21 protein-coding genes and 1 pseudogene are annotated in these 21,105 nt (G+C 58.2%); 15 read left to right on the top strand and 7 right to left on the bottom strand.

Features of this window, described 5'->3' with window-relative positions; genetic code table 11:
• From cyoE to HUJ17_RS06905, 5 genes are all read left to right on the top strand, one after another.
• Window positions 1-912: a heme o synthase gene (cyoE, locus tag HUJ17_RS06925; RefSeq protein WP_290510007.1), complete on the top strand. Its 912-nt coding sequence runs from the start codon at window positions 1-3 to the stop codon at window positions 910-912.
• Between the two features lie 236 nt (window positions 913-1,148).
• Window positions 1,149-1,604: an Mpo1-like protein gene (locus HUJ17_RS06920; RefSeq protein WP_290510006.1), complete on the top strand. Its 456-nt coding sequence runs from the start codon at window positions 1,149-1,151 to the stop codon at window positions 1,602-1,604.
• A gap of 319 nt (window positions 1,605-1,923) precedes the next feature.
• Window positions 1,924-2,511 (top strand): LemA family protein, encoded by a 588-nt coding sequence (locus HUJ17_RS06915; RefSeq protein WP_290510005.1) that lies wholly within the window; start codon window positions 1,924-1,926, stop codon window positions 2,509-2,511.
• Between the two features lie 10 nt (window positions 2,512-2,521).
• The gene (locus HUJ17_RS06910; RefSeq protein WP_290510004.1) at window positions 2,522-4,429 is read left to right on the top strand and encodes a M48 family metallopeptidase; all 1,908 of its coding nucleotides are present in this window, start codon (window positions 2,522-2,524) and stop codon (window positions 4,427-4,429) included.
• A gap of 194 nt (window positions 4,430-4,623) precedes the next feature.
• The gene (locus HUJ17_RS06905; protein ID WP_290510003.1) at window positions 4,624-4,989 is read left to right on the top strand and encodes a hypothetical protein; all 366 of its coding nucleotides are present in this window, start codon (window positions 4,624-4,626) and stop codon (window positions 4,987-4,989) included.
• A gap of 87 nt (window positions 4,990-5,076) precedes the next feature.
• Here HUJ17_RS06905 and HUJ17_RS06900 read toward each other — a convergent pair whose 3' ends face one another.
• Window positions 5,077-6,117, bottom strand: a complete 1,041-nt coding sequence (locus tag HUJ17_RS06900; RefSeq protein ID WP_290510002.1) for a GNAT family N-acetyltransferase — start codon at window positions 6,115-6,117, stop codon at window positions 5,077-5,079.
• A gap of 279 nt (window positions 6,118-6,396) precedes the next feature.
• Between HUJ17_RS06900 and HUJ17_RS06895 the strand changes: the two genes are divergently transcribed.
• Window positions 6,397-6,993 carry a cold-shock protein gene (locus HUJ17_RS06895; RefSeq protein ID WP_290510001.1) on the top strand — a complete coding sequence of 199 codons (597 nt, stop codon included), beginning with the start codon at window positions 6,397-6,399 and terminating at the stop codon, window positions 6,991-6,993.
• Between the two features lie 76 nt (window positions 6,994-7,069).
• Complete coding sequence (locus tag HUJ17_RS06890; RefSeq protein ID WP_290510000.1) at window positions 7,070-8,617, top strand: sodium:solute symporter; 1,548 nt, start codon at window positions 7,070-7,072, stop codon at window positions 8,615-8,617.
• On the opposite strand, the gene HUJ17_RS06885 is transcribed toward HUJ17_RS06890, so the two are convergent.
• Together HUJ17_RS06885 and HUJ17_RS06880 are read right to left on the bottom strand one after the other, a co-directional pair.
• Window positions 8,566-9,216, bottom strand: a complete 651-nt coding sequence (locus tag HUJ17_RS06885; RefSeq protein WP_290509999.1) for a hypothetical protein — start codon at window positions 9,214-9,216, stop codon at window positions 8,566-8,568. The two genes, HUJ17_RS06890 and HUJ17_RS06885, sit on opposite strands and share 52 nt — an antisense overlap.
• Window positions 9,206-10,402: a sialidase family protein gene (locus HUJ17_RS06880; RefSeq protein ID WP_290509998.1), complete on the bottom strand. Its 1,197-nt coding sequence runs from the start codon at window positions 10,400-10,402 to the stop codon at window positions 9,206-9,208. The genes HUJ17_RS06885 and HUJ17_RS06880 overlap by 11 nt, the downstream gene beginning before the upstream one ends.
• 341 nt (window positions 10,403-10,743) lie before the next feature.
• Between HUJ17_RS06880 and HUJ17_RS06875 the strand changes: the two genes are divergently transcribed.
• The 4 genes from HUJ17_RS06875 (at window position 10,744) to HUJ17_RS06860 (ending at window position 14,026) form a co-directional block, all read left to right on the top strand.
• The gene (locus tag HUJ17_RS06875) at window positions 10,744-11,451 is read left to right on the top strand and encodes an START domain-containing protein (protein ID WP_290509997.1); all 708 of its coding nucleotides are present in this window, start codon (window positions 10,744-10,746) and stop codon (window positions 11,449-11,451) included.
• A gap of 96 nt (window positions 11,452-11,547) precedes the next feature.
• The gene (locus tag HUJ17_RS06870) at window positions 11,548-12,291 is read left to right on the top strand and encodes a lysophospholipid acyltransferase family protein (RefSeq protein ID WP_290509996.1); all 744 of its coding nucleotides are present in this window, start codon (window positions 11,548-11,550) and stop codon (window positions 12,289-12,291) included.
• 301 nt (window positions 12,292-12,592) lie between these two features.
• The gene (locus tag HUJ17_RS06865; protein WP_290509995.1) at window positions 12,593-13,432 is read left to right on the top strand and encodes an SDR family NAD(P)-dependent oxidoreductase; all 840 of its coding nucleotides are present in this window, start codon (window positions 12,593-12,595) and stop codon (window positions 13,430-13,432) included.
• Between the two features lie 6 nt (window positions 13,433-13,438).
• Window positions 13,439-14,026: a DUF938 domain-containing protein gene (locus HUJ17_RS06860; RefSeq protein ID WP_290509994.1), complete on the top strand. Its 588-nt coding sequence runs from the start codon at window positions 13,439-13,441 to the stop codon at window positions 14,024-14,026.
• A 5-nt stretch (window positions 14,027-14,031) separates the two neighbouring features.
• Here the strand turns inward: HUJ17_RS06860 and HUJ17_RS06855 are convergent, their stop codons facing one another.
• Window positions 14,032-14,292 (bottom strand): DUF1145 domain-containing protein, encoded by a 261-nt coding sequence (locus tag HUJ17_RS06855; RefSeq protein WP_290509993.1) that lies wholly within the window; start codon window positions 14,290-14,292, stop codon window positions 14,032-14,034.
• 143 nt (window positions 14,293-14,435) lie between these two features.
• On the opposite strand from HUJ17_RS06855, the gene rhlB reads away from it, so the two are divergent.
• Entirely contained in the window at window positions 14,436-15,692 is a 1,257-nt protein-coding gene (gene rhlB / locus HUJ17_RS06850; protein ID WP_290509992.1) for an ATP-dependent RNA helicase RhlB, read from the top strand.
• Window positions 15,667-15,987, top strand: coding sequence for a thiosulfate sulfurtransferase GlpE (gene glpE, locus HUJ17_RS06845; protein ID WP_290509991.1), 321 nt, complete (start codon window positions 15,667-15,669; stop codon window positions 15,985-15,987). Before rhlB ends, glpE begins: the two co-directional genes overlap by 26 nt.
• A gap of 143 nt (window positions 15,988-16,130) precedes the next feature.
• Here glpE and HUJ17_RS06840 read toward each other — a convergent pair whose 3' ends face one another.
• On the bottom strand, window positions 16,131-16,814 hold the full coding sequence (locus tag HUJ17_RS06840) for an OmpW family outer membrane protein (RefSeq protein ID WP_290509990.1): 684 nt from the start codon (window positions 16,812-16,814) through the stop codon (window positions 16,131-16,133).
• 142 nt (window positions 16,815-16,956) lie between these two features.
• Between HUJ17_RS06840 and HUJ17_RS06835 the strand changes: the two genes are divergently transcribed.
• A complete protein-coding gene (locus HUJ17_RS06835) occupies window positions 16,957-17,961 on the top strand; it encodes a hypothetical protein (RefSeq protein ID WP_290509989.1) in 1,005 nt (334 codons plus the stop codon).
• Window positions 17,962-18,105: 144 nt separating this feature from the next.
• On the opposite strand, the gene HUJ17_RS06830 is transcribed toward HUJ17_RS06835, so the two are convergent.
• On the bottom strand, window positions 18,106-19,572 hold the full coding sequence (locus HUJ17_RS06830) for a PhoH family protein (protein WP_290509988.1): 1,467 nt from the start codon (window positions 19,570-19,572) through the stop codon (window positions 18,106-18,108).
• Window positions 19,573-19,894: 322 nt separating this feature from the next.
• Here HUJ17_RS06830 and HUJ17_RS06825 point away from each other — a divergent pair.
• Window positions 19,895-20,257 (top strand): annotated as a pseudogene (locus tag HUJ17_RS06825) (methyltransferase); the annotation flags it as partial.
• On the opposite strand, the gene HUJ17_RS06820 reads toward HUJ17_RS06825, so the two are convergent.
• Window positions 20,232-20,978, bottom strand: coding sequence for a YiiX/YebB-like N1pC/P60 family cysteine hydrolase (locus tag HUJ17_RS06820; RefSeq protein WP_290509987.1), 747 nt, complete (start codon window positions 20,976-20,978; stop codon window positions 20,232-20,234). The pseudogene HUJ17_RS06825 and the gene HUJ17_RS06820 overlap by 26 nt on opposite strands.
• Window positions 20,979-21,105: the final 127 nt, after the last annotated feature.

The raw sequence follows: 21,105 nt of genomic DNA, 5'->3' as shown, positions 1-21,105 counted from the left end.
ATGAGCCAAACCGCCACCTGGCGCGACTACCTGGCCCTGACCAAACCCGGGGTTGTAATGCTGCTGATGGTGACCGCCGTAGCCGGCATGTTTCTGGCCACCGAGCCGGCAGGCATGGTGCCGATGCACATCTTCATCCCGGCCTTTCTGGGGCTGACCCTGGCCATGATGTCGTCTGCGGCCATCAATCAGATCATGGACCAGAAAATCGATGCGATAATGAAACGCACCGAGAAGCGCCCACTGGTGGCCGGCAAGCTGAGCCCGAAAGCGGCCATTGCCTTCGCCATACTGCTGGCGACAGCCTCCATGGTCATGTTGTATTTTCTGGTCAACCCAATCACCGCCTGGCTGACCCTGTTCGGCTTCGTTGGTTATGCCTTTATTTATACCCTCTATCTGAAACGCGCCACGCCGCAGAACATCGTGATTGGCGGTATCGCCGGCGCCATCCCGCCATTGCTGGGCTGGGTAGCGGTCACCGGGGAGGTGCACCCCTATGCCTGGCTGCTGGTGCTGATCATCTTCGTCTGGACACCGCCGCACTTCTGGGCTTTGGCCATTCACCGTCGCGATGAATACGCCAAGGCCGACATCCCCATGCTGCCGGTGACCCACGGCATCCCGTTCACCCGGGAGTCGGTGCTCTACTACACCATCCTGCTGTTTATCTGCACCCTGCTACCCTATCTGACCGGCATGAGCGATCTGATCTACCTGCTCAGCGCCCTGATTCTGGGGCTGGTGTTTCTTTATCATGCAGTGCGACTGCGGTTTTCCACAGACCCCAAGCTGCCGATGAAAACCTTCGGCTATTCCATCACTTACCTGTTTGCGCTGTTTACTGCGCTGCTGGTGGACCACTATCTGCCGGTAACGCCACAAACCGTGGCCGGGTGGCTGGGGGCGTAAAAAGACCAATTGATAATTGAGAATGGAGAATTGATAACTGGCGCGAGCCAGATTTTGAGATTCTCCAACGCAGGAGGCCGCGCTCAATGTCTGGGCGCGACCTCTTTGCTTTCAGGCTACTGAGCAGCCCATCCGCGCCGTTATCAATTCTCAACTATCCACTATCAATTGCCCCTCGCATCCCGCCCACCTGTTGGCGTTATACTGGTTGTATAACTACAAACCGGGAGCACCTCATGACAACGCGCAGCATGGATGAGTGGCTGGACGCCTACGGCGAAAGCCACCAGAACCCCACCAACAAGAAAGTCCACTTTGTCTGTGTACCGGTCATCTTCTTCAGCATCGTGGGATTCCTGTGGGCTATCCCGGCCCCCTTCTTTGCCAGCTTCTGGGCCGTTCTTACCCTGATTGGCGTCACCCTCTACTATGCTCGCCTTTCCCGCCCCATTGCCCTGGGCATGCTGTTTTTCAGTCTGGCCTGCCTGTTTGTCCTGTCACTGATCGCCGCTAGTGGCGCCAGCGTCTTCTGGATATCCCTGGTGCTGTTCGTGGCGGCCTGGATCGGCCAGTTCTGGGGGCACAAGGTGGAAGGCAAGAAACCCTCCTTCTTCGAGGACATCCAGTACCTGATGATCGGCCCGGCCTGGATCATGGGATTTCTGTATCGCAAGTGGGGCATCAAATACTGACAGCCTCTCTACGAAACCACTGTAGGAGCACCTCTCGAGGTGCGAACCGAGCGATAGCGAGGAATGCGTTAGAGGTTAGCGCCAAAAGCATTTTATTGATAAAGCATTGAAGCAAGGATCACCGCTACTCCTTCGCCAGGGCTCAGATTCGCACCTCAAGAGGTGTATTCGCTTCGCTCACCCTTCGGGCCGCACGGAACTACGTGCGTTACTCCGCTACGCTCCGTTCCTACAGCGGCTTCGTAGTCCCTTCTTTCCCCTCTACGAGTTTTGCAGTAGTTTATAGCCACAATAAAACTGCACGGGGAAGGCTATCGTCATGGGGACTCTTATTTTTATCGGCGTTATCGTCGCCGTTATCATCTACATCATTGCCGTTTACAACCGCCTGATTGCCCTGAAGAACCGTTTCAAGAACGGCTTTGCGCAAATTGATGTGCAGCTGCAGCGCCGTCACGACCTGATCCCCAACCTGGTGGAAACCGCCAAGGCTTACATGAGCCACGAGAAGGACACCCTGACCCAGGTGATTGAGGCCCGTAATCAGGCGGTAAGTGCCAAGAAAGCGGCTGCAGAACATCCCGACGATGGTGGTGCGGTGAGCAACCTGGGCAAGGCCGAATCCCTGCTGTCCGGTTCCCTGGCCAACTTCTTCGCGCTCAGCGAAAACTACCCGGACCTGAAAGCCAACGACACCATGGCCCAGTTGATGGAAGAACTGAGCAGTACGGAAAACCGCATCGGCTTTGCCCGTCAGGCATTCAATGATGCAGTAATGAACTACAACACCTACCGCGAACAGTTTCCGCAGAATTTCATTGGCGGCCTGTTTGGCAGCTTCAAGGAAGCCCAGCTTCTGAAGATAGAAACCGAGGAAGCCCGCAAGGCAGTGAAAGTCAGCTTCTGAGTCGGCGACCATGGATTTCTTTCAACATCAGGAGCGGGCCCGCCGCAAGACCGGGCTGCTGGTCCTGTATTTTTTCCTGGCCGTTGTTGCCATTCTGGTCTGTGTGAATCTGGCACTGCTGCTGGCATTTGCCTGGATGGACGTGCAGCTCCCTCCCGGCCAGTGGCTCACGCACCCGATGACACTGGGGATAAGCCTTTTCACCCTGCTGGTCATGGTGTGTGGCTGCCTCTTCAAGACCTGGAAATTACGCCGCGGCGGCAAAGGCCTGGCCGCCATGCTCGGCGCCCGTCCGATTGACCCGGATACCCGCCACAGCGACGAGAAGAAACTGATCAATGTGGTGGAGGAAATGAGCATTGCCTCCGGCATTCCCGCACCGCAACTCTATGTGCTGGACAAGGAAGAGGCTATTAACGCCTTTGTGGCCGGCTTTCGCCCTTCCGAAACCGTGCTGGTGGTTACCCACGGCACTCTGAAGAAACTTGACCGGGACGAACTGCAGGGCGTCATCGCCCACGAATTCAGCCATATTTTTAACGCTGACATGCGCCTGAACCTGCGACTGATTGCCGTGCTGGCGGGCATTCTGGCACTGGGGAAGATCGGCGAATTCATGCTGCGCGGCTCTTCCCGGCGCAGCTCCTCCAATCGCAAGGGTAACAGCCTGGTTCTGGTCGGTCTGGCGCTGGTCGTGGTCGGGTATCTGGGGCTGTTCTTCGGTCGGCTGATCAAGGCTGCCATTTCCCGGCAACGGGAATTGTTGGCCGACGCCTCGGCGGTTCAGTTCACCCGCAATCCGGCCGGGCTGGCTGGTGCGCTGATCAAGATTCGTAACGGCAACGGCTCCCACCTGGATTCCGTGCACGCCGAAGACATGAGTCATATGTGCTTCGGGGAAACCCTGGGCTTTCGCTTTCGCAACCTGCTTGCCACGCATCCACCGCTGGATGAACGTCTCGGCGCACTGGGCAGCGACTGGGTTGCCCGGGCCCGCACACGGGCACGTAGTGCCGGCCAGTCGAGTGTCTCCCCTTCGGCGCCGGCACCGGAAGGCGCAGCTGGGTTCAGTGGCGGCAGTGATGCCAGCAGCAGTGACTCGGCCGGGTCCGGCCCGGCACCTTCCCGCCGGGTGGGCACCGTCAGTGAGGCCGATGTGGGCTATGCCCGCTCGCTGCTGGAAGCCATTCCCCCAGATCTGCACAAGCAGCTCCATAACCCCGTTCAGGCAGAGCTTGCCTTGTATGCCCTGATAATGAGCAGCTCGGACAGCGACCCGCAAAGCCTGCTCAAGAGCGCCGACATGAGTGAGCACCTGCCGACTCTACAATTGTTGAGCCAGCAATTGTCCGATCTGGGCAGCCGCCTGCGTCTACCTATCATCGATCTGGCGCTCCCCACCCTCAAAGGACAACCCTCGGCCCAGCGCAGGGAGATTCTGGAGCGACTGACTACCCTGACGCGGGCTGACCAGCGCACCACCCTGTTTGAGTGGGCACTGGTGGCCTTGGCCCGCCAGCAACTCGACGACCACGCCAGGCGCAACCGCCACACCCGTTTCCACCGCTACCGGGCAGTGGCCGGCGAGCTGCAACTGGCTTTTTCGGTGATGACATGGGCCAGCGGTGCTCGCGACGAACAGGCCCGGACCTTGTTTCGACAAGCCAGCCATGGGCTGCTGCCCGAGGCCCGCACCTTGCTGCCTCTGTCCCAGTGCAGCAGTCAGCGACTGGGGCAGGCGCTGGATCGACTTGCCGACCTCTCGCCCCTGCTTAAAGGCCCGGTAATCGACGGGCTCGCGGATCTGGTGCTAACCGACGGCAAGGTGCAGGTAAGCGAAGCCGAGATGCTGCGCGCCATGGCCGCCTTGATGGAGTGCCCACTGCCACCGCTTTTTGCGGGCAATCACGGCCAATAAATACGCACTTCAAAAAAATGAATAATGTTCATTTGTGGGATATTTCCTACACTCTTTGCAGCAAATTACCTCTGTGTTTGCCTGAGATTGCAGGCAAAATGCAGTCATCGTCAGATTCCTGCCACCAGTCGCAGGCAGCGTGATAAGTCGTAAAAATTCAGGGACGATCCAAGAGTAAGGCTGAGGAAGATGCCATGGAACCGAATAAAGCCAGCACCCGAAATGCCTGGGATGCCGTCGCCAGCACTACCACACAACTCAGGGACGGCAGCCTGGACCCAGCCCTTACCGCGTGGGTGAATACCCGGGGGTTCAATATCAACAGCACGGTCTTTTCCTGCGTCTGCCGTTTTGACGACGGGATTTATACCGGCACCCTGGTGGATCATCACGGTCATGTCTGGGAATTTCTGGCAGACCTGAATGACCCGGAAAGCAGCGACCTGGAAGATGTCACCGCAAGCCTCGGCCCCAAATGCCCGGATCACCCCAACGCCGATCTTTGCGATCTGGTCACCATGGCCATTTACTACCAACGCGAGCAGCAGATAGCTGCCTGACAACAATGAGCTAACCGCGGGCTGGCAATGTCGGCCAGGTATCCAGCCTGCCTGCTGGCCGCGCGCGGTTACTGCCAGACATCCGTCCTACACCCCTTTCCTGAACGGTAACAGGGTCATGGCCTCTTCCCGGTAACGCTGCACGTGCGCCGCCTCTTCCCGGCAAAAATCCGCGATGGCGTTATGAAAAGCCGGCTCCCGCAGGTGGTGCATGGACCAGGTAATCACCGGCTCGAAGCCGCGCAGGATCTTGTGCTCCCCTTGCACCCCCGGATCAAACGCCGCCAGGTCGCGCTCAATGGCAAACTCAATGCCCTGGTAATAGCACAGCTCGAAATGCAGGCCGTCCCGCTCCTCCAGACAGCCCCAGTAGCGTCCGTACAGGCAATCCGCGTCGAAAAAATATAAGGCGGCAGCCACCGGCCGGTCTCCGTCCCGGGCCAACACCAGCATCAACTGATCGGCCAACCGCTCACCGACGGTAGAAAAGAAGGCTTCGTTCAGATACGGCAGCTGACCCCGTTTCAGGTAGGTGCTGGCATAGCATTGGTAGAAGAACGCCCAGTCGCTGGCACTGATTTGCCCTCCCTGAAGGCGGGTAATGGTCAGTCCCTGTTCCTGGACCCGGCGTCGCTCCTTACGCAGGTTCTTGCGCTTGCGGGACTGAAACTGGCCGAGAAAATCATCGAAATCCCGATAATCCCGGTTAACCCAGCGAAAGTGGCAGGCCTGTCGCGATACCAGCGGCAGTTCCTCTAACTGTTCCCGGCAGGCCTTATCCGGAAACAACAGATGCCAGCCACTGGCATGCTGCTCTCTCAGCACCTGCTGCACCCCTGCCCAGAGCGAGTCCGCAGAAATGTCACCCTGCCAGCGAGGACCAGTGACCGGCGTAAAGGGTATCGAGGTGACCAGTTTCGGGTAGTAATCCAGGCCATGGCGCTGATAGGCGTCCGCCCAGCTGTAATCGAACACATATTCGCCCCGGGAATGGCTGCGCGCATAGAGAGGCATCCAGCCGCCCCCGATCTCCAGGTGGCAGGGCTGCCAGCCGGTTTTCGGGGTAACGGCACCACAGCCCTGCAGGGCATCGAAAAAAGCGTCGCTGAGGAACGGATATACAGACACAGTCTCTCCGAATGAGCTCTAGCAGCCTGCTACGCATGAGTTTCGTCGCCGGCTTGGGTACAATGCGCGAATTGTACGGTTCAATAACCTGTGCCGACGGCAGGGATCTCGTCGCAAACAGTGACACCGTGCAATACCGCCTCGTTTTCCGGCGGTTTACAGAGACTGTTTCAGGCCGGGCGCACCCATTGTGACCGCATATTCTCCGCGGAACAGCGGCGCTGTGGCCAGAATCAGCTACTTTTATCACTCATAGCTCAACAAGGTAACGTCAATTTCATGAATGTCTCTAAACCCCTGACCGTTTTTTATGTCGTTGCAGCCCTGTTACTGGCCATTCCCGGCGCCTGGCTGCTTTTTGCTCCGGAAATGGCACTGATCACCCTCCACGAGAATCTCGCCGTGGTGAAAATTTCCAATATCCACAGTCAGCAAACCGGCCTGGGCCTGCTGCTGGCCGCGGTGGTAAATCTGGTCTGCCTGCTTGGCGGTGGCCAGCGCCTGCCCCTGCATGTGGCGGTGTTTTTCTACCTTGCCGGCCTGGTAGCCAGCCATGGCAGCGTGGTGTTTGCAGAGCAGTGGTGGCTTTGGCTGCCGGTACTTGCCTACCTGCTGCCGCTATTGCCACTGGGTAAACTGATACCGGCCAAACTGCCCCTGGGCGGTAACGGCCAGCAACGCGGCGAAGTGAAGTGGTTCAACCCCAACAAGGGTTTCGGCTTTATCCTCACCGACAGTGGCGAGGAACTGTTTGTACACTTCAAGGCCGTTCAGAACGGTGGCCGTCGCAGCCTGCGCACCGGCACCCGTGTCAGCTTTGATACCCGCATGTCCGACCGCGGCGAACAGGCCGATAACGTTTACATCGAACAGTAACGCATCACGCCACACGCAACATGCCGCGCGCGGTGGTGTGTTGCGTGCAGCATGCTGCCTGTAGTGGAAAATAATAATGACATTGGCAACGGCTGACTGGGTGGTGCTGGCAGGCTACCTGTGTGTAGTACTGGGCATCGGCATCTACTTTTCCCGACGCAATACCAGCACCGAAGAGTATTTCGTTGGCGGCCGCCGCTTTCGCGGCTGGGTAATCGGACTGTCACTGGTGGGAACCTCCATCAGCTCCATTACCTTTCTGGCCTACCCCGCCGACGCGTTCAAGACCGACTGGCTACGCTATCTGCCCAACCTGGCCCTGTTGCCAGCCATGCTGGTAGCGGCCTTTGTCTTCCTGCCCTATTTCCGGCGCGGCAACATGACCAGCGCCTACGAATTTCTGGAACAACGCTACGGCCCCTCCATCCGGGTCTATGGCGCGGTTGCCTTTCTGGTGGCACAGGTGGTGCGCCTGGCCATGATCCTGTGGCTGTTGTCTTTGCTGATTCAGCAAGTCACCGATCTATCGCCCACCACCGCCATCATCCTGGGCGGCCTCTTTGTTGGGCTGTATACAGTCATTGGCGGTATCGATGCAGTAATCTGGACCGATGTATTGCAGACCGTGGTGCTGCTGCTCGGCGGACTGCTGTGCCTGTGGGTAATCCTGGATGCACTGCCCGGCGGGCTCGGGCAGATTTTTGATCGGGCTGGCCAGGCAGGAAAATTCGCCCTGGCTCCCTGGGAAAACGGCGCCCCCGGTGAGACCTCCTGGTCGCTGTCGCTGAGTGAAAAAACTGCAACCATGATGTTGCTGATCGGTCTGACCAACTGGCTCACGGAATATTCCAGCAACCAGAATACCGTGCAACGCTACTGTGCCTCCCAATCTACCCACGAAGCCCGCAAGGGGCTGTGGGTGTACCTGTTCACCGCTCTGCCCATCTGGGCTTTCTACATGTTTCTGGGCACCGCCCTGTGGGTATTCTTTCAGGTCTACCCGGATGTGCAGGCCGGCGCCATTCTCAGCGGTGAAGCTCGCGCAGAAACCCTGATGCCCTATTTCATCACTAATTACCTGCCCGCCGGCGTGGCTGGCCTGGTGATTGCTGCGGCCCTTGCAGCGGCTATGAGCTCGCTGGATTCCAGCATCAACTCGGTTACCACAGTGAGCGTGGTGGACCTGTACCGGCGCCATTTTCACCCTGGCCAAAACGATAGGCATTATCTGAAAGTGGCCTGGGGCATCGCCGTGGTCGTTACCGGCCTGATGATTGCCGGGGCCCTGTGGCTGAATCAGGCGGATACCAAAACGCTGCAGGACACCTCGACGATTCTGGTGTCACTGCTGGGTGGCGGCATGCTGGGATTGTACCTGCTGGGCTTTTTCAGCAACCGGGGAGACGCCAGAGCAGCCTGGTGCGGGATTGCCTGCACCCTGGTGTTCACCGGCTGGACGATCCTGACCAACAAGGGAATGTTGCCGGAGACGCTCAGCGCCCCCTTTGATCTCTACTACACCGGCCTGATCGGCAATCTGCTGATGTTTGTGGTGGGCTATCTGGCCGCCAGTTACTGGCCAGCGGACAAGCCGTCAGCCTTGTCGGCAGGTGCCGAAGACTGATTGTTTGCTGCTGGTGACTCGGGTGCGGGCATGGCCCGCGCCTGCAGCAAGCGATCACGGATCAGCCAACCGGCCGCCCAGAGCACCAGCCAGGGGTCGATCAGGTAATCCCACAGGTTGTCGCTGACCAGCAGATCGGCACCAAATGCCAACTGCGCTGCCACCAGAATCAGACAGGTGGCATAGGCACGCAGCACCCAGGCCAGCATGCCCACCAGTAACAGCGCGGTACTGAATCCGAAATTGCCAAAGCCCAGGGCATAGGGATCGGCATAACTGGAGCCCAGGCTCATCGGGTAGAACCACAGCGCCATCAGCACCAGCATCAGGCAGGCACCCCGCAGCTGTTTCAGGGGCAGCCAGTAATGGCCGGCAATGCGATGCTGGATGGCCAGCATCGCCAGTAGACCCGAGGTAATGCTGAAACCGGCCAGGTAGCTGATCACCCAGGGCGCCAGCCCCCAGGGGAAAGGCAGCACCGACCAGACGAAAATCACCGCTGACAGAACAACCCGCCCGCGCACGGAGAGCAGCGAGGCACAGATCCGTAGCTGTACCGCCACCAGCACCAAGGCACAGACCAGAATATCAAGCGTCATCATCCTGCTCCTTGTCAGTGCCGTGAGTGGCGGCCGCTTTCAGCCAGACATGGCGGATCGCAGTCTTGTTCCAGGTGTACACCATATGCAGATCGCCGTTGCGTGAACGAATCATGTAGGGATAGTCGTACTGAAATTCGCAACCCAGGCGGCCATCGCATTTGTTGTGACGAGCCCTCTCCAGCAGTCGGGCAGGATCTTCCGGTGGCACATCACTGTTCAGCTCCGGGCTAATCAGTGAAGCAAATTGCCGCTCGGTCATTGCTTCGCCGCGCCAGCGCTCCCGGTCGTGAAAGGTCCAGCGTTCCTGCCAGCTACGACCGCCATCACGGGTTTCCCGGATACACAGATCATCACGCTCGATACGGTTGCAGTTGGCCGCCACCAACCAGTGCCCTTTTCCAAGGGACAGACCACTCAAGGCGGCGCTGGGATTTTCCAGTGATGAATACTCGAGTGCATCCCAGTGCCAGCCGCCATCATCACTTTCTGACTGATAGAGAAAGCCATTGTTGGGTTCGTTCTCATTACGCAAAAAGGTCACCGCATGAGAAGGGCTGTCTACCAGCACCAGTGGCTGGATCGCCTTGCGCCCATGCCCTATTCGCGCCTTGCCGAGAATCTGGTTGTCCTTGTCCAGGCGCAATATTTCACCGAACTTGCCGACCATTTCGTGATAGACAGGCAGACCGATGGTGCCATCGCTGTAATGAATAGGGGCGGTTTTTACCAGGGTACTGATATTCAGAAAGGGAGTAGTGACCAGCACCTTGTCAAAGCGCCAGTTTTCACCCTGATCAAACGACTCCAGCACCACGACCCGGCTACCCGCCCAGCCACCAAAACTGACTGCCACCACGAACAGGCGCATACGGCCATCATCATCGAGTACCGGAACCACGTTGCCGAGCTTGCGGACATGGCGTCCCCAACCATCTTCTATCTGCTGCCGGGTAATGACTGGTTTTTCATTGGACCAATTACCGGACTGTGGATCGAACAATGAGGAATGAATAGCCACATCGGCGGCGCCTTCTCGGCTGCCGGCAAACCAGAAGGCCCGCAGGGTGCCGTCCGGCAATTCCAGCATGGAGGCGGCATGAACCATCGGCGTGTCCCCATCCGACACAAAAGCACTGCGCCATTGCACGTTATCCGGCGCCTTTCCCCTTGGCTCCACGACCATGGATGGGCCGGACTCCCAAAGGTGAGGGGGGGAAGCAGCAAAATATCCCGCTACCAACGCAGCCCCAATAAATAGATGAAATGCACGTTTAAGCATAATTAGCTGGCCAGAAAACCTTTGTTATTGTGCCGGTAACCGGGGACCACCGACCTGCGGCAGGCAAGTCTAGCAAAACCGCATAAAATTGCCTGCCACCGAAGTGCTCAATGACAACCGATCATCCGAAGCGGGCAGCAGAAAGATCCGGCAACGGTCAAAATATGTTCAGCGGTATCTCAATAATGGCATAATGCCGCCGCACTCTATTCCAATAACAGGTATGCAAGGACCCCTCTTTTTCTATGGACAGACTCATTGTTCTCTTTCTGGCGCTCTTTGTTGCCTCTTTCACCTGGGCTGCCGACAGTAACGAGCTCGAAGACTGGAAACTGGTCAGCGACCGTAACGATATCCAGGTGTACATGAAGCATCGGGATGAATCCCGGCTAAAGACCTTCCGCGGCGTCACCCGTTTTACGCTCGCCGACGAATACTCTCTGGTCGCCTTGCTCAATGATTATCCTTCCTATCCGAAGTGGCTGCACTTTGTGGATAGTGCGGAAGAATTCAACCGGGTCAGTCCGCTGGATCGCTCCCTGCGCTTTACCACCCAGCTACCTTGGCCACTGGCTGACCGGGAAGCCGTTTTGCGGGCCAAAGTCACCCAGACCCTCACGGAAGACGAAGAATCAGTGATGGTAGACCTGATCAACCGGCCTGACGCCTTGCCACCCAACAATGAATATATCCGCTTCCCCGAGATGACCGGCAAGCTGGGTTTCCGCCGCCTGGGCGACCAGAAAGTGGAAATGACCTACGAGCTGATACTCGACCCAGGCGGCTATATTCCGGCCTGGATCGCCAACATCCTGCTGCGCGATGCCCCCTACTTTACCCTTGAGCGCTTGCGCCGCATCGTCAGCAAGCCGGAATACCAGAATCACTATTATGATTATCTGGACCTGCATGGCCCTGGTCGTCCGGCGGCGGTAGCAGACGGCAACAAATAACCAAAACGTAACAAAGTAATTATCAGTCTGTCATTTTCGGCCAGCTCTCCATTACCATAAGGGAAACACCTGAACAGGTACGGAGAGCTCCTCCCCATGCGGTTGTTTTTCTTCCTCTATAGTTGGCTTGTCTTTGTCCCGCTGGTGGCGGTCACCACCCTGCTGCTGGGGGCAGTCTGTCTGTTGCTGGTGCCCTTCCTGCCCGCTGATCAGGTCTCCCGCCTCACAGCCGTACCCTGGGCCAGACTTTGCCTGCTCTACAGCGGCGTGCGAGTGAATGTGCATGGCCGCGAACACCTGGAGCCCGGCCAGAGCTATGTGATCGTCGCCAACCACCTCAGCCAGTTCGACATTTTCGTGCTCTATGGTTATTTGGGGGTGGACTTCCGCTGGGTCATGAAACACGAACTGCGGCAAATGCCGGTGATCGGTATCTGCTGCGAAAAGCTCGGTCATATCTTCATCAACCGTTCCGACACCCAGGCCGCCATTGCCAGCCTCAACCAGGCACGCACCCGGCTGGCTAACGGTGCCAGTGTGCTGTTCTTCCCTGAAGGCACCCGCAGCCGCAACGGGCAGCTCAAGCCGTTCAAGAAGGGGGCCTTCAAGATGGCCCAGGATCTGAAACTGCCGGTGCTCCCCGTCACTCTCACCGGTACCTTCGAGATATTGCCACCGGGGACCGCCCGACTGCGCCCAGGACAGCATGCCCAGATCACCCTGCACCCCGCTATCGCCCCGGTGGGCTCCAGCGAGGCGGAGCTGGTACAGTTGATGCACCAGAGCCAGGCAGCCATTGCCGCCCCCCTCAGCGAAGCCTGCCCCCAGCCCAGCCTCTGAGCCGGTTATCCTCAGCGCCGCGACCCGGCGGCGCCACCGTCACGGGGGGACTTCCTTGTTCGACAAGATTGGCCCATTCTGAAGTGACAAAGTGTCTACACTCGGTCGCCAAATCGAGTTGCAAGTTGAAAGTTCAAAGTTGAAAAGCGCAGGCGCCGGCAGTGCCAACTGAAAACCTCTGCCCCCGCGCTTCTACAACTTTGTTGCGCGGGCAGGGCATATCAGTTTCAAACAAGCTTGCCCGCGCCTTGAAACTTTGAACTTTCAACTTGCCACTGAATTAGCGGATACAGGAGTCATCATGAAGAATTTTAAAGACAAAGTTGCCGTTATCACCGGTGCCGGTTCTGGCATTGGCCGTGCCCTGGCCCAGGAACTGGCGTCCGCCGGCGCCAAGCTGGCTCTGTCCGACATCAATGAAGCCGGCCTGAAGGAAACCGCCGATCTGCTGGGACTCGGTGAAGACCGGCTGATGACCCGCAAACTGGATGTGGCCGATCGTCAGGCGTTTTATGATTTTGCCGATGACGTAGTGAATCATTTCGGTTATGCCAACATGATCTTCAACAATGCCGGTGTGGCCCTTGGCGCCACCGTTGAAGACATGAACTACGATGATTTCGAGTGGCTGATGAACATCAACTTCTGGGGCGTGGTATACGGCACCAAGGCATTTCTGCCCTACCTGAAGCAGGCCGGCGAAGGTCACATCATCAATATTTCTTCCATTTTCGGTTTGGTGGGCATTCCTACCCAGTCCGCCTACAATGCGGCCAAGTTTGCCGTGCGCGGCTTCACCGAGTCCCTTCGCATCGAGCTGGAAATGGAAAACAGCCCGGTTTCCTGTACCTCTGTGCACCCCGGTGGCATCAAGACCAACATTGCCAAGGCCGCACGCATGGACAAAAGTGTTGAGCGAATTACCGGTGGCGACAAGGAAAAGGCCATCCAGGATTTCGAGAAACTGTTCCGCACCACTCCGGCAGAAGCCGCCAGCACCATCCTCAAGGGCGTGCGCGGCAACAAGCGCCGGGTGCTGATTGGCTCTGATGCGGTTGCCGTGGACACAATGCAACGCCTGTTGCCCACCAGTTACCAGAAGCTGGTTGCCATGGGACAGAAGTACATGAACAAGAAGTAAGCCCCCTTGCAAGAACGCCCCTACTCCCAGGCCGCTGAAAATAACAAGGTGCCAATCCTGGCCGTGCTGCAAAAGCACTGCCAGGCGCCGGGCACCTTGCTGGAGATCGGCGCCGGCACCGGCCAGCATGCGGCCTGGTTATCGGGGCGCCTTCCCCATCTGCACTGGCAGCCGTCCGATATGGCCGCCAACCTGCCCCATATAAGGCAATGGCAGAGTGATCCAGGCAACCGGGCACTGCCGCCGATAGAGCTGGATGTGGCCGCTCAATGGCCCGTCGGCCCTTTCGATTACCTGTTTACCGCCAATACCTTCCACATCATGACCGCGTCACTGGTGGAAATCTGTATCCGGGAGGGCTGCCGACACCTGACCGATCGGGGCAAATTTCTGGTCTATGGCCCCTTCAACTACGACGGCCAGTACACCAGTGACTCCAACTGTCAATTTGATCAGTGGTTGAAGGATGTGGACGACAATCGCGGCATTCGCGATCAGGAATGGGTGGTGGAACAGTTTGCCCGCGAGCAACGACGCCTGCTGGCCGACCATGAGATGCCCGCCAACAACCGGTTGCTAGTGTTTGGGGATTAACCGGGCTATATAGTGCGCCGAATAGTTCGCATCCTCGGCTTGAGGTAGGCCACCCCGAAAATCATGATCATCAGGGCATCGCGCCAGTGAAACAGACCACGCCGACGAATCCACACCATGAAGCCGATGCACTCCAGTGCATGGAGTACAGCCACCACCAGCCCGGCCCCCAACAGCAATCGATCAAACGGGGACGGCAGATCCAGCAAAAGGGCTAACCCTACCGCCACCCAAAACACTACAATAACGCCGCGAAGCAAGCCCATACCAAACATCCTCTGACAGCGCTGGCTATTTTTTCTACAATACCCCGTTTCCAGCAGGAACGGGTGGACTGATTACCGCCCGCGGCTGTGTGCCGCCAGTGCCAATATCGGCACATACTCTTGCATTCAGACTGAGCGAATACATGCAAAAAGACAACACAAGCACCTGGACCCTGGATCAGTTCCCGGTGCCGGAAAAAGACGGTGAAACCCGCTTCCACGATTTTGATCTGGACCTGAACCTGATGCGCGGCATCGCCGAGCAGGGTTTCCAGTACTGCACTCCCATCCAGGCGGAAGTTCTGGAGCACACCCTGGCTGGCGCCGATGCCATCGGTCGGGCCCAAACCGGTACCGGTAAGACCGCCGCCTTCCTGATTACCGTGATCAACGATCTGCTGCGCAACCCGATCCAAGTGAAACGCTACGCCGGTGAACCCCGTGCCCTGATCGTGGCCCCGACCCGGGAACTGGCCATGCAGATCGAGAAGGACGCCAGGGCGCTGTCAAAGTACACCGACCTGCAGGTGATGAGCGTGGTCGGCGGGATGAACTTCAACCGCCAGCAGGAACGTCTGCAGAACGAACTCATCGATATCCTGGTGGCCACCCCTGGCCGCCTGCTGGATTTCGCCAAGCGCCGCGACCTGTGGCTGGACCGGGTGGAATTCCTGGTACTGGATGAAGCGGACCGCATGCTGGATATGGGCTTTATTCCCGATGTAAAACGCATCGTCGGCATGACCCCGAAAACGCGATACCGGCAGACCCAGCTGTTCTCTGCCACGTTCAGCGATGATGTAATGAATCTGGCCCGCCGCTGGACCGAGGATGCCGAGGTGGTGGAAATCGAGCCCGCCCAGGTCACCACCGACACCGTTGAGCAGAAGGTCTACATCACCAATGCCGATGACAAGTTCACCCTGCTCTACAACCTGATCACCGGCATGAACATGGACAAGGTGATCGTCTTCGCCAACCGCCGCGATATTACCCGTCGTGTCAGCGATCGCCTGCACAAGAAAGGCCTCAAGGTATCCCTGATCTCCGGTGACGTGCCACAGACCCAGCGCATGAAGACCCTGGAACGATTCCGCGCCGGTGATCTGCAAGTGCTGATCGCCACCGACGTGGCCGGTCGTGGCATCCATATCGACGGCGTTTCCCATGTGGTCAATTACAACCTGCCGGAAGATCCGGAAGACTACGTTCACCGTATCGGCCGCACTGGCCGGGCCGGCGCCAGCGGCATGTCTATCAGCTTCGCCTGTGAAGATGATGCCTTCCTGCTGCCGGAACTGGAAAATGCCATCGGCATGAAACTGGAATGCGAGTATCCGCCGTCGGACCTGCTCGCCGAAAAGGACGCAGACAATGGCAAAACGCATCAGCCCGGATGAGGGCATAACCCGTTTCGAGCAAGGCGATGCCCTGTTCGTGGACATTCGCGACCCGGCCAGCTTTGCTGCTGGTCATTTACGCGGTGCCGTCCACCTGACCCAGGCCAACGTGGAACCGTTTCTGGCCAATACCGCCCCGGAAAAGCCGCTGGTGATCTACTGCTACCACGGCAACAGCAGTCAGGGCGCCGCCGACTGGTTGAGCGAACAGGGTTTCAGTGACGTGGTCAGCCTGGACGGAGGCTACGAAGTCCTGCGCCAGCGCTTCCCCGAACTGCTGGAAGAAATGGCCTGACCGGTGACGATGCTCCACATGGCTGTGCCTTGGCCTTCGTCACATATTTTACTTCACCCGGTCTCATCAGCGTTCTGTAGGACGCAGCCTGCAGCCGAACCTTTTAGTGCAGGCACGCCCCTACAGAACGGGCGTTTCCACCCTCAGAACCGGTAGCCCAGTCCCACCATGTAAACCCAGGGGTCAATTTCCACATCGATCTTGTCCACACGGGCATCATTCACATACAGCCGCGCCTCGGTATCGATATCGATATTCCAGACACTGACGTTGAACAGCCAGTTGTCGTCAAGGGCAAAATCAGCGCCCACCTCCCAGGCAAAGCCCATGGAGTTACTCAGCTTCACATCGGCATCGGCACCGGCCAATAGCGGGCTCACCACAGAATCATCGATGCTGTCGTCAAAAAACAGCGTGTAGTTTAAACCCGCGCCAACATAAGCCCGCATCGGCCCGACTTGTGGCGCATAGTACTGCGCCAGCAGCGTCGGTGGCAGGTGGCTGGTTTCACCAATGGCAACATCACCGCCCCCTGTCTCCAGGAGGATGTCGTGGGTAAAGGGAGTCGCACCCACCAGTTCAACACCAATGGAGTCGGTCACCATATAAGCCAGCGTCAGGCCCACTTGGGTATCGTCATCCACGTCCACACCCAGCCCCCCCACTGCCGGCAACGCCGGGTTGAAGGTCTCGCTACTGGCGTCCGGTTCAACCTTGAGCCCCCCCAGACGCACAATCACATCCCCCGCCTTGTGGGCCAGAGCTGGCCCGGCCATCAACATCCCGGTTAGCAGCAGCGCCGCTTTTCCTTGTCCTCGCAGTTGCATACAGTTCCCCTTTCTTCCAGCAAGATAGAGGCAGTGACCTGATACCCGACACAGGCTGTGATGGCCACCGCACCGGCACTATTGAAAGTCCTATGGCCAGCGGGGGTATTGTTCTGAATCAATAAAAAGAGGCTTTACTACCATGTCATCCGCCCAACTGATTTCCGCCCTGCGCGATGCGCACCAGGCACACCTCTGTGCACAACTGCAAAATGAAGAGCACTGGCAAGCCCTGATGGCCCAGGCCAGCGTCAGCCTCGGCACCGTACCGCTCGGCAAACTGGTAGACAGCGACTCCCTGACCACCGTGGTGGATCAATGGCTGCAACAGGCGCTAAGCGCACAGGGGTTGCAGGGTGTAGTCAGCGATGTCAGCAAAGCGGTCTGGGAAGCCGCCGAAAAGGATCCGGCCACCGTGGGCGAATTGCTCAGCGAAGATCATTTCGAGGCAATCCTGGAGCAAGTCCTAAAACTGCAAACCCTGCGCGAGAAAGCCATCCACGCGGCCATGAGCCATCCGCTAGTCAGCGAAATGGTCAGCGAGATGCTGTACACCGGCATCAAGAATTTTCTGCTGGAAGAGAACGCCCTGGCCAAACTGCCCGGCGTCAGCAGCGTCATGAAAATGGGCCGCAAGAGCATGGTCGGCAAGGCCATGGGCGGCATGGAAGAATCCATCCGCGACTACCTGAGAAAGAATATCCGCGTCACCCTGAAAACCGGCGAACAGTGGCTGAACAAACAGCTCACCAATGAGCGCATCGAGCAGCTGGCCCGCGATGGCTACCAGCGCGTAGCTCCCCTGAAGCCCGCCGACTACCTGAAGCTGGTACCCGCCGGCACTATCGATGAAGTGGTCAGCCAGAGCTGTGCCATCGGCGATGAAACAGCCCGTCTGGATTACACCCGCCGCCTGGTCAGCGTGGGCATCCACGCCGCCGTTGAATCACTCAGCGACATGCCCCTGCAAACCCTGCTGGACGGCATGAAGATCAGCGAAGACCAGGTCCGTGAAATCACCGCCCCGGCCCTGGCCCGTGGCGCTACAGTTCTCATTGAGCAGGGCGTGCTGGAACCCTTTATTCAGTGGGTGCTGGATGATTTTTATCAGTCGGAAGCGTGTAAGAAGATAATTGATAATGGATAGTTGAGAATTGATAACGGCGCGATCTGCGCAATCTGGACTGAAATGCAAGAGGCCGCGCCCAAACCCTGGGCGCGGCCTCTTGCGTTAAAGCCATGCCAATCACTCATGGCGCGACGTTATCAATTATCCATTCTCAATTATCAATTAAAGAAACTGCTCCGCGTATTCCGCCAGTAACGACCTTGGCACCCCGTTCAACTGCACCGAACCACCATGAACGAACCGCTTGAAGCGTTCGGTCATGTAGGTCAGGCCGGAACTGGTGGGAGACAGGTAGGGGGTGTCGATCTGGGCCAGGTTACCCAGGCACACCACCTTCGAGCCTTCCCCGGCCCGGGTGATGATCGCCTTCATCTGGTGGGGGGTCAGGTTCTGGCTTTCGTCGATCAGGATCAGGGACTTCTGGAAGCTGCGCCCGCGGATGTAATTCATGGCCTTGAACTGGATATTGGCCTTCTCCTTCACATACTGGATGCTGCCGGAGGGGTTTTCATCGTTCAGGTGCAGTGCCTCTATATTGTCGTTGATGGCTCCCAGCCACGGGTCCATTTTTTCCTCTTCGGTACCAGGCAGGAAACCGTGCTCTTCCGCCAGCGGCGGCGTGGACCGGGTGGCAATGATCTTGTTGTAGCGTTTCTGCTCCACCGTCATTTCGATGGCGGCAGCCAGCGCCAGAATGGTCTTGCCGGAACCGGCCGCCCCGGTGAGCGTCACCAGGTGCACCTCCGGGTCCATTAGCAGTTGCAGCGCCATGGCCTGCTGCAGGTTCTTCGGGCGCAGCCCCCAGACCTCCTGATCGAGCAGGCTGTCGGCCTTGTAGTGACGCAGGGTCACCACACCGTTGTCCACATCCAGCACGCGCCCGACAAAGCCCTGCTCATCGATGATGTACTGGTTGGGATAGACCTCTTCGCCCAGAATCTCGCTGACCAGCAATCCGTGGGACAGATGGTGCAGGGTATCGGCCCCCACCTGCTCGGTTTCCACCTGCGTCACCTGATCCCAGAAGGAGCCGGGCACTTCGAAATAGCCACGGGTCAGCTGCTTGATATCCGTCACCAGCTGATCGTTGTGATAATCCTCCGACTCGATGCCACAGGCCCGCGCCTTGAGGCGCATGTTGATGTCCTTGGTGACCAGAATGAAACGGCGCTCCGGCTGCCGGGCCTGCATGGCCACCACATCATTGATGATGCGATTGTCGTTCAGGTCATTGGGCAGGGGGGCATTCAACTCCCCGGACGTGGACATCAACACCGTCAGCGTGCCCTGGGTGACCGTCTCCGGCCCCCGAGGAATCGGGATACCCGCTTCCACCTGCGCCGGCGTGGCGCTACCCAACACCCGGTCGATCTGGCGAATGGCCGCGCGACAATCCGCCGCCGTATGGGATTTACTGCCGCTCTTCAGTTTGTCCAGCTCCTCCAGCACCGTCATGGGGATCACCACCCGATGTTCCTCGAAATTGAGTAACGAATTCGGATCGTGGATGAGTACATTGGTATCGATGACGTAGGTTTTTTGCTGCTCTTGTTCGAGGGTTGAATCGTTCTGGTTGGCGCTTGCGTGGTTGATGGAGAGGGTGTGAAGTCTGGCCGCGCGCTCTTCCATGCGTATCCCCTGTGACGGTTGCATCATGGGCGGCATTTGGCTGGGGCGTCAGATCTGGCTCTTGGTCTGATAAAGCGAGAGTGACGCCTGCGCCTGCCGCCGTTGGTTTATGCCTTTTGGCGGTTCAGTTGCAGCAGCTGTAACAGCTTTTGATCGCGATCACTCCCGCAATGGCGGGGGTTGGAATTACCATAACCCAGCTTTTTCGAAATGATCAATAGCAAACCTCGCAAAGTTTACCGCCGGGCAGGCAGACGGTTGCCATAGGGTTTAGAATTCGCATTGATTCGTTTCCTCCATTTTCTGAACACAGGTTATCGCCATGCCCCTTGAGCACCCACAAGTCATGATGCCGCCGCCGGCCCTGTACCTGGGGGGCCTGCTGATGGGCTATGGCATTGATCAGGCCCTTACCCTGCCCGCCCCGGCGTTTCCCGGGGACCGCTGGGCGATACTGGTCCTGGCCGTGATCGGCACTGCCCTGGTGTTGGCTGCGGCCATCCAGTTGCGCCTGGCACGCACTACCCTGGTTCCCCACCGCCCCGCCAGCCAGTTGCTAACCCGTGGCGTGTTCCGGCTGAGCCGCAACCCCATCTATCTGGGCTTTACTGCCCTGTACCTGGCCATGGCACTGAACCAGCACAGCCCAGGGATGCTGATCATGCTGGTACCGATTGTCTGGGTGATCCAGCAGCATGTGATTGCGGCGGAAGAAGCCTTTCATGCTCAGCAGTTCGGGGAGCAATGGCAGGCTTATCGGCAACGGGTACGGCGCTGGTTGTAACACTGACACGAGCGCGGATAGCAATTGCCTGCGACCCGGCCTTGAGAAATTCCACCGCGCCCAGCTTGCCGTGTTGAAGTCGCATATGGCGAGACCCGAAATGCCCCGGCACCAGGGTGCTGGCACGGGTCTGGCGGGGTAACCAGCCCAGCCGTCGATAGAGTTCCGCCACCAGCTCAGAACAAAACCAGCCACGCTGATCAGGCTTGCGGGTAAAGCCTGTCAGCACATCCAGGGCATTGCACAGCACGTAGTTCTTGTAGGGACGATGAAGCAGACGCTTTACCATCCGCGCCAGCAATTGCTGCTGCCGGTCACTCAAAGGAGGGCCATGCCGGCGACGCAACGCCACAGTGCCCGGATAATCACGCAACTTGTCTGTCAGTGGCACCAACGCCACACCGGCCACCGGGCACCCCAGGGTCACATCTGACGATTCACTGAGGGTGGTGGATTCAAGAACCAGAGGGTCGGGATTGCCGGGCAGGTGCACTACCATACCGATATGACTCCAGGGGCTACGGGTAAAGACCCGGATCACCTCACTGGTAAAACCACGACCAGAGAACAACAACAAATCCCCGGTTCGCAGCGAGCAAGCAGACTCAAGAGGCATTGTCATGGGCATAGCCACAGGCTCTTATCCGTTGCAGGACTATCCTGTAGCCACACTAGAAATTCGGCGTGACAGTTCGCTGACAGTGGCGTCACGGTTTGGTGAAGAAAAACTGCCTATCTCTCTACAGCGC

Origin of the sequence: Alcanivorax sp. (assembly GCF_014762765.1) — a bacterium.
In the GTDB taxonomy this organism is placed as follows: Bacteria; Pseudomonadota; Gammaproteobacteria; order Pseudomonadales; family Alcanivoracaceae; genus Alcanivorax.
This window is presented reverse-complemented; position numbering and strand designations above follow the sequence as displayed.

Bases quoted from the DNA above. Each gene is read 5' to 3' on its own strand.
- cyoE (WP_290510007.1), top strand. From the start codon at position 1: ATGAGCCAAACCGCCACCTGGCGCGACTACCTGGCCCTGACCAAACCC.
- HUJ17_RS06920 (WP_290510006.1), top strand. From the start codon at position 1,149: ATGACAACGCGCAGCATGGATGAGTGGCTGGACGCCTACGGCGAAAGC.
- HUJ17_RS06915 (WP_290510005.1), top strand. From the start codon at position 1,924: ATGGGGACTCTTATTTTTATCGGCGTTATCGTCGCCGTTATCATCTAC.
- HUJ17_RS06910 (WP_290510004.1), top strand. From the start codon at position 2,522: ATGGATTTCTTTCAACATCAGGAGCGGGCCCGCCGCAAGACCGGGCTG.
- HUJ17_RS06905 (WP_290510003.1), top strand. From the start codon at position 4,624: ATGGAACCGAATAAAGCCAGCACCCGAAATGCCTGGGATGCCGTCGCC.
- HUJ17_RS06895 (WP_290510001.1), top strand. From the start codon at position 6,397: ATGAATGTCTCTAAACCCCTGACCGTTTTTTATGTCGTTGCAGCCCTG.
- HUJ17_RS06890 (WP_290510000.1), top strand. From the start codon at position 7,070: ATGACATTGGCAACGGCTGACTGGGTGGTGCTGGCAGGCTACCTGTGT.
- HUJ17_RS06885 (WP_290509999.1), bottom strand. From the start codon at position 9,216: ATGACGCTTGATATTCTGGTCTGTGCCTTGGTGCTGGTGGCGGTACAG.
- HUJ17_RS06880 (WP_290509998.1), bottom strand. From the start codon at position 10,402: ATGGTCGTGGAGCCAAGGGGAAAGGCGCCGGATAACGTGCAATGGCGC.
- HUJ17_RS06875 (WP_290509997.1), top strand. From the start codon at position 10,744: ATGGACAGACTCATTGTTCTCTTTCTGGCGCTCTTTGTTGCCTCTTTC.
- HUJ17_RS06870 (WP_290509996.1), top strand. From the start codon at position 11,548: ATGCGGTTGTTTTTCTTCCTCTATAGTTGGCTTGTCTTTGTCCCGCTG.
- HUJ17_RS06865 (WP_290509995.1), top strand. From the start codon at position 12,593: ATGAAGAATTTTAAAGACAAAGTTGCCGTTATCACCGGTGCCGGTTCT.
- HUJ17_RS06855 (WP_290509993.1), bottom strand. From the start codon at position 14,292: ATGGGCTTGCTTCGCGGCGTTATTGTAGTGTTTTGGGTGGCGGTAGGG.
- rhlB (WP_290509992.1), top strand. From the start codon at position 14,436: ATGCAAAAAGACAACACAAGCACCTGGACCCTGGATCAGTTCCCGGTG.
- glpE (WP_290509991.1), top strand. From the start codon at position 15,667: ATGGCAAAACGCATCAGCCCGGATGAGGGCATAACCCGTTTCGAGCAA.
- HUJ17_RS06840 (WP_290509990.1), bottom strand. From the start codon at position 16,814: ATGCAACTGCGAGGACAAGGAAAAGCGGCGCTGCTGCTAACCGGGATG.
- HUJ17_RS06835 (WP_290509989.1), top strand. From the start codon at position 16,957: ATGTCATCCGCCCAACTGATTTCCGCCCTGCGCGATGCGCACCAGGCA.
- HUJ17_RS06830 (WP_290509988.1), bottom strand. From the start codon at position 19,572: ATGGAAGAGCGCGCGGCCAGACTTCACACCCTCTCCATCAACCACGCA.
- HUJ17_RS06820 (WP_290509987.1), bottom strand. From the start codon at position 20,978: ATGACAATGCCTCTTGAGTCTGCTTGCTCGCTGCGAACCGGGGATTTG.